Here is a 12,181-nt window from a genome sequence, read left to right as displayed (position 1 = left end):
ATTCAAAACTTAGACAACACGGTAATCCGCCATTTTCGCGTTAGTTTGTCTAAAAATATAGACTCCAAATCCGATAAACCAATTAAAATGGAGTCCAAAAATTCGAAAAAACGAAACAAATACAAGAAATGCGACCCCATAGGAGCCGCACTTTAAAAGTTGCTAGATCCTTCGCTAACGCTCAGAGCCTGCCCTGAGCTTGTCGAAGGGATTACATCTGAATCAAATTTCGCTTTAGAACCAGGCATTCAATTTTGTTCTAGAGTCAAGCGAGACAAGGCGCGAGCCCTCGTAGCGTACTAATCGTACGTGAGAGGGCGAGCAACGCAGTATCGCGCAGGCTATAGGACAAAATTAAACCTTCAGTTCGCCGGCGTCGATATTATCCCAATCAGCAATAGCGTCGATAGCCGGGCGAACTTCTTCGGTAACGAACTTCACAACCTGGCCAGGAGCGCGACCGACGAACTTCTTCAGGTCGAGAATTTCCTTCAGCTTTTCTTCGGTGATGCCCAGCTTCTGGAGCTTTTCGTTCTTGAGAACGCGTTCGAGAAGGTCATTATCCTTACCCTGTTCCTTAACGACGCGGCCAGCTTCCTGAGACATCACGCGGATTTCTTCGTGGAGTTCCTGACGGTCGCCGCCATTCTTCACGCCTTCCATGATGATGTTTTCGGTAGCCATGAACGGAAGTTCTGCCATGATACGCTTTTCGATAACCTTCGGGTAAACCACGAGGCCGTTCGTGACGTTTTCAGCGATGATGAGCATTGCATCCATAGCGAGGAATGCTTCAGGAATGGCGAGACGCTTGTTGGCGGAGTCGTCCAGAGTACGTTCGAACCACTGGGTAGCCTGAGTGATAGCGGTGCTGTTCACCTGGGCCATGACGAAACGAGCGAGAGAGCAGATACGTTCGGAACGCATGGGGTTACGCTTGTAAGCCATGGCAGAGGAACCGATCTGAGTCTTTTCGAACGGTTCTTCCACTTCCTTAACGCCCTGCATGAGGCGCATGTCGGTTGCAAACTTATGGAGGGACTGAGCGATGGAGCTAAGCACCTGGTTCACGCGGTTGTCCCACTTACGGGTGTAGGTCTGGCCGGTGATGGTGAGCACGCGCTTGAAGCCAGCCTTGGCGGTAACGCGGCGGTCCAGTTCCATGATCTTTTCTTCGTCGCCGTTGAACAGGTCCATGAAGGAAGCCTGGGTACCGGTGGTGCCCTTTACGCCGCGGAACGGAAGAACTTCGATGAGGAAGTTGACTTCTTCCAGGTCGATGAGCAAATCCTGGAGCCAGAGGCAAGCGCGCTTACCAACGGTGGTGAGCTGAGCAGCCTGGAAGTGAGTTGCACCCAGCTGAGCCATGTCCTTGTATTCCATGGCGAACTTGGAAAGCTTATCCATCACGCGGCAGAGGCGCTTACGGACGATGATCAAAGCCTGCTGCATCTGGATGAGGTCAGTGTTGTCGCCAACGAAAGCGGAAGTTGCACCCAGGTGGATGATGCCCTTAGCCTTGGGGCACTGCACACCGTAAGCGTAAACGTGGCTCATCACGTCGTGACGGCGGCGCTTTTCTTCTTCTTCGGCAACGTCAAAGTTGATGTCTGTTGCGTGAGCCTTCAGTTCGTCCACCTGTTCCTGGGTAATGGGCAGGCCAAGTTCCTTTTCGGATTCGGCCAGGTAGATCCACAGCTTGCGCCAAGTCTGGAACTTGTACTGCGGGCTGAAGATGAAACTCATTTCCTTAGAAGCATAACGCTGAATCAGCGGGCTTTCGAATTGGTCACGCATTTTGATGTCCTTGGTTTAAGTTTTTAACAAGTCAAATCTAGAAATTTAGACGGAAGACGGAAAGTGTAAAAATGAGATAACGAATCAAAATGATTATCTTTCCCCTCGTAAAAACACGGAGTTTCATCATGATTCAGGAAATGCTCGCCTATAACAAGGAATTTGTAGCCAACAAGGGCTACGAGAAATTCGCCACCAGTAAATATCCCGACAAGAAGATTGCCATCGTCACCTGCATGGACACACGCCTAGTGGAACTGCTCCCTGCAGCGCTAGGCATCAAGAACGGTGACGTGAAGATGATCAAGAATGCCGGCGGCACCATTACCAATCCTTTCGATAGTACCGTCCGAAGCCTGCTGGTAGCCATCTACGAGCTGGGCGTCAACGAAATCATGATTATCGGCCACACCGGCTGCGGCGTGCAGGGCATGGACGCCCAGGAAATGCTCCACCTGATGAAGGAACGTGGTGTAGACGAAGAGCACATCAGCCTCATGCGCCATTGCGGTATCGATCTGGATTCCTGGCTGCACGGATTTGAAGATACGGAAGCAGCAGTTCTCGAAACCGTAGACTTAGTAAAGAACCATCCCCTGGTTCCCAAGGATATCGTGGTCCGAGGATACATCATGGAATCCGAAACAGGTGCGCTAAAATCACTTTAACGCACCCCAAAACGTCGATTTAAGTCAATTTTCTCTTTTTTCAAAATCTGAGGTTATATTATTGACATCTAATGATTTTGAAGGAGAAAATCATGACTGTTGTAAATATTGACGGGAAAATCGAGAATAACAATCTCAGCATTATCCTATCCGGTAAGGTTGATTCATCCAACGCAGGCGATGCAGAAAAGCAGGTGATGGAACTACTCGGAGACAACTCCCCTACAGCCGCCACCATTGACGCAGAAAAACTGGAATACATTTCTTCTGCAGGTCTGCGTATCCTTCTCAAGCTTAAAAAGAAAATTCCCACAGTTACAGTCATCAACGTTACCAGCGAAGTGTACGACATCTTCGAAGTGACTGGTTTTACAGAAATTCTGGACGTTCAAAAGGCCTATCGATGCGTAAGTATCGAGGGTTGTCCGGAAATCGGCCGCGGCGCTTATGGCACAGTCTATCGTCTGAGCGAAGATTCCATTGTCAAGGTCTACAGGGTTGAAGGCGCCAACTCCATTGACATCATCAAGCGCGAACAGGAAAACGCCCGCAAGGCATTTGTCTACGGCATGCCCACAGCCATCAGCTACGACATCGTCAAGGTTGGCAATGATATGGGCGTGGTTTATGAAATGCTAGACGCCCAGACCGTGGGTTCCTACATTACCGAGCATCCCGAAGAATTTGACCAGCGTATCCAGCAGATTGCGGACTTGGCCCGCAGCATTCACGCCACCGTCGTAAAGAACAACGAATTCCAGAGTTTCAAGGAATTTATTATCGGCGAAATGGAACACGTCAGAAAGTGGGTCAACGAGGAACAGTTCCAGCAAATCCTGGATACAATCGCCGCCATTCCCGACCCGTCCACATTGCTCCACGGTGATTTCCACCCCAAGAACACCTTGATCCGCAATGGTGAAATTGAACTGATTGACATGGGCGACGTCAGAGTGGGCCACCCCATCTTTGAGTTCAGCAGCATGTGCATGCTGGACACCCTTCTCAAGAACAACCCCCAGATGCAGCCCTGGCAATTCATGGGAACCGACGAAGCCACGGCTTCAAAGGTTTGGCCCGCATTTATCAAGAGCTACCTGGGAGACAAGTTCAATCCCCAGACCGCTGAACTGCTAATCAAGGCAGCCCAGATCGGTATGTTGATCAAGGTTCTCCCCAGCATTGCGGCAAGAGTCAATGCGGCACCCGAACCCAGACCCGAAAGTATCGCCATGCTGACTTCCAGGATTGAAACCCTGTTAGCCATCAAGCCCGAAATGATCGCCGGCCTGTTCAAGCAGGTTGACGCCTTGCTCCAGAACTAAATTTCGGAAACCAGCTCTTCCATTCCCTTTCGAACGGAATGGCGGGGGCTGGGGCCACCTTCTGCAGGATCGGCATAGCCGATATCCAATAGGCAGCTCAACTTCAAATTTTCAGGCAATTCAAAAGCCCGTGCAATTTCCACGGCATTGAATCCTCGTGCCCACAAAGTATTCAGACCCAGTTCCGTGGCCTGCATCATCATTGTCGTGGTTACAATGCTGGCATCCATATCGCCGCATTCGTGTTCGTCGTTGTAATTTAGGGCGCGGTAACACAAGTCCTTGTCGTAACAAACCATAAGAACAACCGGGGCGTTGTAGGCCATGCGGGTAATTCCGCGGAGTTTTTCCAGCGACTGGGCAGACTTTACAACGAAAATCTTCAATGGTTGATGATTCATCGCCGTAGGAGCCAGACGCCCAGCTTCCAAAATCTGCAGAAGCTTTTCTTCTTCAACATTCTTGTCACAAAATTTGCGGCAACTGTAGCGATTTTTCACCAAATCCAAAAATTCCATAGAAGAAACCTCTCTTTTTTTGGTGAATATAACCTTTTTCTTCTAATTATCAGCCTTTAATCGCATTTGGAATAGCATTTTTCAAAAAAAAATCGCACTATTTTTTTACAAGCTCTATTTATATTTGGAGTGTGCTGTTTTACAGTTTGCATAATCAAGGATTACCGTAAATGAAAAAACTGGTTCTATTCTCAAAGAAATCGAAAGTTGACAAGACGCTCCAGAGCATCCTTGTCGAAAATTTCGACAGCCAGTTTTTAACTACAGAATCGGGCAATGGCATCTGGGGAACGCTGACCGAAACGAATCCGGACATCATCCTAATTATGTCGGACGCCGCCACAGACAACGATTACAGTCTGCTAAAGGCGATCCAATCCAAAAAGACTTTGCTTCCGGCATCCGTTATCGTGGTCACCCCCAAGACTCCGTCCGACAAGGAATTCAAGTGCCTGGATTACGGTGTACTGGACTTTATCAGTGCCCCTTACAGCAAGCAGCTAATCGTCAACCGACTTGAAAAGCTGACCAACGTCAAGGAATCCATCCATCTGCAGGAACTGGAGTACATTCTAAAGCGACTCCCCTCCAACATCTTCTTGAAGGATGCCGAAGGCAAGTACGTGTTCTGCACCCATTACTGGCACCACCTTCACGGCGCCGACGAACCGGGCTGGACGATCCGCGGAAAGACCGACGTGGAAATCCGAAAGGACAAAGAAAACGCCAAGATGGCCATGGAAAAGGACAAGGAGATTATCCGTACCGGCAAGGGCGCCCATTACGTCATCGAGGTAAACGCAGACGGAATCCAGGAATTCCTCGAGATCATCAAGGAACCCGTCCACGACGACAAGGGCAACATTTACGGCATCGTGGCCCTGATCAACAACGTGACGGAACAGGAAAAGCTTAAACGCCAGCTGCACCGTCTGGCCATTACCGACGAACTGACCGGCCTATACAACCGAACTTACCTGAACGAAATTCTAGGAACAATCGCTACCGACGACAAGTTGCCGCTGGGATTCATATCGGCAGACTGCAATTACCTGAAGCAGGTAAACGATTATTACGGACATCTGATCGGCGATGAATACATCCGACTTGTGGGCGTGCTGTTCAAGATGGTTCTCCCCGAAGACGCCATGTTCTTCAGAATGGGCGGCGACGAATTCCTGGCAATCATCCCGAGAACTACGGAACCTCAGTTGCTAAACTACATTCTGCACCTGAAGTCCAAGGCCCAGATGCTACAAATTCGCGGACGACGCTTCAGCGTTGCCTTCGGCTACTCCTGCATGACTTCCAAGAACGACGACATCATAAAGTATTTGGAAAGGGCCGACCACGAAATGTACACGGACAAGGCCGAAAAAAAACGTAAAGACGACTAACGACAAAGGCCGACAGTAAGCCGGCCTTAAATCATTTTCGGTTAGTTTCATTTTCGGTTAATTCTCGTCTAACCAACGCTGCAAGATAATCTGGGCTGCAAGCTGGTCAATAACCGCCTTGCTCTTTTGTTTTTTCTTCTTGCTGAAATGTGCGGTACAAGCCTGGGCCTGCACGCTGGAATAGGATTCATCCTGAGTGTAGACAGGCATACCCGGGAAACGTTCCTTGAGATCCTGCACAAACTTTTCGACCACAACGTTCTTGCCATTGGCACGACCATCGGGATGGTACGGCATACCGACCACAAAGGCGTTCACCTTGTTTTCCTTGACAAGAGCATCTAGACGGACCCACAAGTTTGTGGTCTTCTGGTCGATAGTTTCGCGGGCGAAAGCAAACTTCAGTTCGGAATCGGCAAAAGCGACTCCCACACGATGTTCGCCATAATCCAGGGCAAGATAGTTCATGATCGTAAATCCACTACTCGTGGATGATAACGTTATCAAGCTGCTTATTGCAGACCGTGACTCCGTTCCAGAGGACAGCATTCTCGATTGTGCAATTTTCGACAACGCAACCGTCGCCAACCGCCACGTTAGGACCGATGGTGCAATTGGTCAGCTTGGCATCCTTGCCAATATAGCAGGGAGCAATAACCTTCACGTCGTCTCTTATAAAGTCAGCGGAATTGTCATTGCGGTTCAACACGTGAGCATTGGTTTCGAGCAGGGTTTCTGCCAGACCGCAATCCAACCACTTGCTTACAGGTGCAGTACGGAAACGGCAACCCTTCTGGATCATCATTTCAAGGGCGTCGGTCAGCTGGAATTCGTTCTTGGTACGAATATCGTTGACCATCAGATACTTGAGGGATTCCTTAAGGACCTTGGTATCCTTGATGTAATAGATGCCCACAATGGCTTCATCAGAAACGAATTCCTGAGGTTTTTCGACCAGGCGTTCAATACGACCTTCGGCATCAGTCACGGCCACGCCAAAGCGACGGGGATCTTCCACCTTGAAGGTGTAGAGGATGTTTTCGTCAGCCTGTTCCAGCACAGAAAGATCGGCCTCAAAAAGAGTATCGCCCAAAATAATCAGGAGCGGCTCATCGTCGCCAACAAAAGGAAGAGCCAAACTGATGGCTTCACCCAGGCCCTGGGGGTTATTCTGGACGACAGTACGGGTTTTACCCCATGCGGAACGTTCTGCAAGGAATGAATCAACAGTTTCAGCCTTGTAACCAGTGATAAAAATGGTTTCGGCAGGCTTCAAAAACAATGAGTCTTCAACAATCCAGTCCAAAATAGTCTTGCCGGCCACCGGAAGCAAACACTTCGGCAGATTTTCGGTATAAGGACGCAGACGCAGTCCATTGCCAGCAACAGGGAGAACAATCTTCATTAAAAATCCGTGTGAAACAAATTTGAAAAGTTAGTCTCTAAAAGATAGCTTTTTTGACAAGATATAAATTTTGTAATACTAATATCATACTATAAAATGTAATTCTTTGGATTTTTTATAAAAAAACGTGTAATAAAAAATTCTAACCATAAAAAAAGACCTCCCTTTCGAGAGGTCTTTTAGTGGATGATGCAGGGGTCGAACCTGCGACCCGCTGATTAAGAGTCAGCTGCTCTACCAACTGAGCTAATCATCCAGATCGTTATGCCTTGCGGCTATGTAAAGCAAAAGACGAAGTTTCAAAGTTCATGATTCGTTTTCACGAAAGATGCTTATCTTTGCCTGTCGCTTTTAGTGGATGATGCAGGGGTCGAACCTGCGACCCGCTGATTAAGAGTCAGCTGCTCTACCAACTGAGCTAATCATCCATAAGGTGACGGTCGCTATTAAGCTATGTCGTCTTCAATCGAAGAATCAGAAGTCTTTCCAGCCGAAGCCTAAAAGAAGAAGACGAAGTTTCAAAGTTCATGTTCCGCTTTCGCGAAAGGTGCTTATCTTTGTCTGTCGCTTCTGATTTCCACTTTCACCAATTTCTTGGCTCGAGCGGTAGTGGATGATGCAGGGGTCGAACCTGCGACCCGCTGATTAAGAGTCAGCTGCTCTACCAACTGAGCTAATCATCCATAGTCGCGTCTCGAAGACGCGCACAATGATAGAAAAGAAAAGAACACTCGGCAAGGGGGAAAGGCAAAAATTTTTTCTTTTTTTTGAATCCACCCCAAAATAGTGGATAGTGAAGAGCGAAGAGTGAAGAGCGAAGAGTTCTTTTACGTGTCATTCCGAGCGGAGGCCAGTAAGGCCGTAGTCGAGGAATCCAGAGCAAGAGACTCAAATCGCCACCTCACAATCCTTACCCTCTACAAGGAGGGCTTAGGCGATCGCCGATACCGGAAACACACCAAACAGCAACAAGCATAAAGCCAAAGAATAGAGAAGACATCTCATACCTCATACCTCATACCTCATATCTTTTTATATCTTGTATTTCACACTTCAAATCTCTAGCGCCAAAGGCGCGCACCCAAACCTAGTACCAGCCTATGAGCCCAAATTTCAACCGACTTGACGCCTATATGGCATTCCTGGGGGTCGAGAGAAACCTCTCCCCGGCCACGATCCAGAGCTATCAAGAAGATTTGCGCCATTTCGTTGGATGGTTAGACGAACATTCTCTAGATTTAAAAGCCCTAACCCCAGAAAAACTGGACGAATTTTTATCCGATGCGGCCGCTCACGAGGAATACTCCCCCACCAGCATCGCCAGGCATTTCTCCAGCCTCCGAGGATTTCTGAAGTACATGCAGAACCAGGGCGAGTACGATTTCAGTACCGAGAGCATGCTGGCCACACCGCGACTGGGCCACTACCTGCCCCAATACCTAACCCGCGAAGAAGTGGACAGCGTATTCGAAAGCGCCGCCAACGGCAAGAACCCATTGAGAGACACAGCCATGTTCGAGCTGATGTATAGTGCGGGCCTTCGCATTTCAGAAACTTTGGGAATCAAGCTGACGCACCTGGACCTGGAAAACGAATGGCTGACCCCTATCGGCAAGGGCAACAAGCAGCGTCTCATTCCGCTAGGCAGCAAGGCCAAGGAAAACCTGAAAGAATGGATCGAGCGAGGTCGTCCCCTCACCCATCCGGAAACAGACAACGTAATTTTAAATTCCCGCGGCAAGCCCATGAGCCGCATGGGCGCTTGGAAGATCGTGCAGCAACATACCATGCACTTGACTAAGCAGGTATCGCCCCACACCTTCCGCCACAGCTTCGCCACCCACTGTCTCGAAGCGGGCATGGACCTCCGCGTGCTGCAGGAACTGCTGGGTCACGCCGACATCAGCACCACCCAGATCTACACTCATGTGGACAAGGAATTTATCAAGCAGGAACACAAGAGTTTCCACCCCCGCGAAGTGGCACAACGAGAATCTCGCGAGGATGGCGGAAAGAACGGGAATTAAACAAAACGAGAGGTAGAAATGCCCCTCGTTTTTTACTATCTTTGATTCGTTCAAATTTTAACCAAGGACTCAATAATGAGCAAGAATTACAAGATTGCAGTTCTCCCGGGCGACGGTATCGGTCCGGAAGTGATGAAGGAAGCTGTCCGCGTTCTGGACGTTGTTTCCAAGAAGTTCGGTTTCGACGTGAACGCAGAATGGGCCAACGTTGGTGGCGCTGCTTACGACGAAAGCGGTTCTCCGCTGCCGGAGTCCACCCTCAAGCTGGGTGAAGCTTCTGACTGTATTCTTTTCGGCTCTGTGGGTGGCCCGAAGTGGGAACACCTTCCTCCTAACCTGCAGCCGGAACGCGGTGCTCTGCTCCCCCTCCGTAAGCACTTCAAGCTTTTCTGCAACCTCCGTCCCGCTCGCGTCTATAAGGAACTGGCCGGTGCTTGTCCCCTCCGTTCCGACATCGTCGGTGACGGCTTCAACATTCTTACCGTTCGTGAACTGACTGGTGACGTTTACTTCGGTCAGCCCAAAGGCCGCGAAGGCGTTCCTGGCTCCAAGGAAGAAATCGGTTTCGACACCATGAAGTACAGCCGCTACGAAGTGGAACGCATCGCTCGCTTCGCTTTCGACGCCGCCATGCTCCGCAACAAGAAGGTTGCTTCCATCGATAAGGCTAACGTTCTGACCACTTCCGTTCTGTGGCGCGAAGTCGTGAACGATGTCATCAAGGACTATCCGGAACTGACCCTCGAACACCTCTACGTGGACAACGCTGCTATGCAGCTCCTGAAGCGCCCCCGCGACTTCGACGTCATGCTCTGCCCGAACCTGTTCGGCGACATCCTGACCGACGAATGCGCAATGCTCACCGGTTCCATGGGTCTTCTCCCCTCCGCTTCTATTGCAGAAGGTTCCTTCGGTCTGTACGAACCGGCAGGTGGTTCCGCTCCGGACATCGCTGGCAAGGGCATCGCTAACCCGCTGGCACAGATCCTCTCCACTGCACTCATGCTCCGTTACACCTTCAAGGAAGAAGAAGCTGCTCGCGCCATCGAAGCTGCTTGCGAAAAGGTGATTTCTCAGGGCTACCGCACTGGCGACATCTACCAGGAAGGCTGCACCAAGGTCGGCACCACCGGCATGGGTGATGCAATCATCGCTGCTTTGAAGTAATCGAAAACAGCAATTCGCTAAAAAAGGCAGTGTCTTGAACTAGTTTTTTAGTTCAGGCACTGCCTTTTCGTTAATTTACACTAAATCAAAAGCATTTTGAGCTATTTTACAATCAAAAAGGCCAAGACAACTGTCCTTAAAAGGGCTTTTTGTTCCATTCCGCCACGGATTTTACAAATAAATTAATAAAAAGGCGGTGGATTTCGGCATTTTTCATGCAAATCCACCGCCTTTGGGGCGTTTACGAACGAACCTGCGCAATCACTTTTGGAAAAGAGCGGCGATTTCTTCACAGGTCATGCAGGTGCGCTGTTCCAGCCCATCCACAATCACAAGCAAGGCCTTCTGGCAAGCCATCAGAATGTTGTAGCACTGCTCCACCACGTTGGTTTCCGACATCTGGAAGTAATAGCAAGCAGCCTGAAAGCTTTGGTAGTCCGCGTCACTGCGGTTCAGCTCCATAGGCAGTTCACGCATCACCGTATCTAGGTCACAAGCGAAATTCTTGCGGATAATGAATTCGGAAATATGGCCCGCAATGGCAATGTGAGCAGAGCCGTCCAGTTCACTTCCGGTAATGCGGGTAACGCCCGGACGATCCTTGGAATTTGTCATCTTCACATATTCCAGAGGACGCTTAAACAAAAAGGCAACCAGAGCATGCCCCGCCTCATGGCGGCACAGGCGAGAGTATTCTTCAGCACCGAAGAATTCCACCAAAGTTTCACGAGTTAAATTCTGTTCAGACATTTTTTACCATTCCAAAAATAGCATTCCAAACAAGAAATGCCGCATAGCGCGGCACCTCTCAAAGATTAGACTTTACTTTTTCTTTTTAGAAGTCTTCTTTTTTGCAGCAGCCTTCTTTTTAGTCGTCTTTTTGGCGGCAGCCTTTTTCTTGCTGGTTGCCTTCTTGGCTACAGGCTTCTTCTCCGGTTCGGGAGCGGGTTCAGCTGCAGGTTCCTCAGCAGGAGCTTCTTCAGCCACAGCCTCTTCTGCGGGAGATTCTTCGGCAGGAGCCTCTGCGGCAGGTTCTTCAACCGGAGCAACTTCAGAAGATTCTGCGGCAGGCTGTTCTTCTGTGGGAGCAGCATCATAAGCAGGTTCAGCAGAAGGTTCACCAGTCATATTTTCTGCAGCGGGTTCACCATAATTAGAATACGGATCCGTAGACTCAGAATTTTCATTCACACTAGAAGGAGCATATGCGTCATAGTTTTCTTCTACAACCGGTTCCGCCACAACAGCATCATTTACAGTAGCGGCCTTATCGGCTTCAGCAGATTTGCCAGACAAATCAAAATGAACCGTAATGGAACCACCAAACTTCACAGAACTCAGGCGGAAATTCACACCATGCTTACTGAAGTACTTATCCATGGTCAGATAGGTGCAGTCGAACTCTACACCCATATGGTACGGCAGCTGCACACCGACGTTTCCCGTTACGAAAAAGTCCTGAGGCTTATCCCACCAAGTCAAATAATTAGTGGCCGGAATCGGATATCCCACGCGAGCGCCAAGGTAAGGGCGAACCTTCCAGCTATCAGGGCCAATTACACCAACAGAAAGCCACAGAGGCACGGAAGGCATCACGACATTATAGCCGCCATCAGTCTGTACACTAAAAAATCCGAGGCCACCGCCAACCATAAGGGGACCGACCGGGAAAGCCAAATATTCGACACCAAGTCCCCACATAAAATCGGTATGGAGATCTCGGCTGGATTCAACACCTTTTACTTCTTTTTTTTCTTTAACGTTACCAGGTGCGTATCCTGAAACAAAGCCTTGAATCTGGGCTGCAGAGCTAAATGTTACAAATGCGCCCAAGGCAAGGGCTAATGTAGAAGAACCGATTTTCATGTCAAAACCCT

At 49.4% G+C, this 12,181-nt stretch carries 11 protein-coding genes and 3 tRNA genes; 5 read left to right on the top strand and 9 right to left on the bottom strand.

The genetic code is table 11. From position 1 onward, the window contains the following. Positions 1-354 precede the first annotated feature (354 nt). Complete coding sequence (gene purB / locus BUB73_RS04860) at positions 355-1,797, bottom strand: adenylosuccinate lyase (RefSeq protein WP_073284021.1); 1,443 nt, start codon at positions 1,795-1,797, stop codon at positions 355-357. Positions 1,798-1,925: 128 nt separating this feature from the next. On the opposite strand from purB, the gene BUB73_RS04855 reads away from it, so the two are divergent. Together BUB73_RS04855 and BUB73_RS04850 are read left to right on the top strand one after the other, a co-directional pair. Next, positions 1,926-2,465: a beta-class carbonic anhydrase gene (locus tag BUB73_RS04855; RefSeq protein ID WP_073235177.1), complete on the top strand. Its 540-nt coding sequence runs from the start codon at positions 1,926-1,928 to the stop codon at positions 2,463-2,465. A 92-nt stretch (positions 2,466-2,557) separates the two neighbouring features. Next, a complete protein-coding gene (locus BUB73_RS04850) occupies positions 2,558-3,790 on the top strand; it encodes a phosphotransferase (RefSeq protein ID WP_158535414.1) in 1,233 nt (410 codons plus the stop codon). On the opposite strand, the gene BUB73_RS04845 is transcribed toward BUB73_RS04850, so the two are convergent. Continuing rightward, on the bottom strand, positions 3,787-4,308 hold the full coding sequence (locus BUB73_RS04845) for a nitroreductase family protein (protein ID WP_073235172.1): 522 nt from the start codon (positions 4,306-4,308) through the stop codon (positions 3,787-3,789). The two genes, BUB73_RS04850 and BUB73_RS04845, sit on opposite strands and share 4 nt — an antisense overlap. A gap of 170 nt (positions 4,309-4,478) precedes the next feature. On the opposite strand from BUB73_RS04845, the gene BUB73_RS04840 reads away from it, so the two are divergent. Continuing rightward, positions 4,479-5,705: a diguanylate cyclase domain-containing protein gene (locus BUB73_RS04840; RefSeq protein ID WP_249269276.1), complete on the top strand. Its 1,227-nt coding sequence runs from the start codon at positions 4,479-4,481 to the stop codon at positions 5,703-5,705. Positions 5,706-5,762: 57 nt separating this feature from the next. Here BUB73_RS04840 and ruvX read toward each other — a convergent pair whose 3' ends face one another. The 5 genes from ruvX to BUB73_RS04815 form a co-directional block, all read right to left on the bottom strand. Continuing rightward, positions 5,763-6,173, bottom strand: a complete 411-nt coding sequence (gene ruvX / locus BUB73_RS04835) for a Holliday junction resolvase RuvX (protein WP_073160572.1) — start codon at positions 6,171-6,173, stop codon at positions 5,763-5,765. A gap of 13 nt (positions 6,174-6,186) precedes the next feature. Beyond that, entirely contained in the window at positions 6,187-7,110 is a 924-nt protein-coding gene (locus BUB73_RS04830) for a sugar nucleotidyltransferase (protein WP_073160570.1), read from the bottom strand. A 183-nt stretch (positions 7,111-7,293) separates the two neighbouring features. After that, positions 7,294-7,366 (bottom strand) — tRNA-Lys (locus tag BUB73_RS04825). Positions 7,367-7,465: 99 nt separating this feature from the next. Next, a tRNA-Lys gene (locus BUB73_RS04820) sits at positions 7,466-7,538 on the bottom strand. A gap of 182 nt (positions 7,539-7,720) precedes the next feature. After that, positions 7,721-7,793: transfer RNA gene (locus BUB73_RS04815), tRNA-Lys, on the bottom strand. 417 nt (positions 7,794-8,210) lie between these two features. Between BUB73_RS04815 and BUB73_RS04810 the strand changes: the two genes are divergently transcribed. Together BUB73_RS04810 and leuB are read left to right on the top strand one after the other, a co-directional pair. Further along, the gene (locus BUB73_RS04810) at positions 8,211-9,137 is read left to right on the top strand and encodes a tyrosine recombinase (protein ID WP_073235163.1); all 927 of its coding nucleotides are present in this window, start codon (positions 8,211-8,213) and stop codon (positions 9,135-9,137) included. 75 nt (positions 9,138-9,212) lie between these two features. After that, entirely contained in the window at positions 9,213-10,304 is a 1,092-nt protein-coding gene (leuB, locus tag BUB73_RS04805; RefSeq protein WP_073284015.1) for a 3-isopropylmalate dehydrogenase, read from the top strand. A gap of 261 nt (positions 10,305-10,565) precedes the next feature. On the opposite strand, the gene BUB73_RS04800 is transcribed toward leuB, so the two are convergent. Further along, the gene (locus tag BUB73_RS04800) at positions 10,566-11,054 is read right to left on the bottom strand and encodes a hypothetical protein (RefSeq protein ID WP_073160564.1); all 489 of its coding nucleotides are present in this window, start codon (positions 11,052-11,054) and stop codon (positions 10,566-10,568) included. A 72-nt stretch (positions 11,055-11,126) separates the two neighbouring features. Next, the gene (locus tag BUB73_RS04795) at positions 11,127-12,170 is read right to left on the bottom strand and encodes a hypothetical protein (protein WP_073284012.1); all 1,044 of its coding nucleotides are present in this window, start codon (positions 12,168-12,170) and stop codon (positions 11,127-11,129) included. Positions 12,171-12,181 lie beyond the last annotated feature (11 nt).

The sequence above is a fragment of the Fibrobacter sp. UWH6 genome (assembly GCF_900142465.1).
Taxonomy (GTDB): domain Bacteria; phylum Fibrobacterota; class Fibrobacteria; order Fibrobacterales; family Fibrobacteraceae; genus Fibrobacter.
The sequence above is the reverse complement of the archived record's forward strand: the minus strand, read 5'-3'. Positions and strand labels throughout refer to the sequence as shown.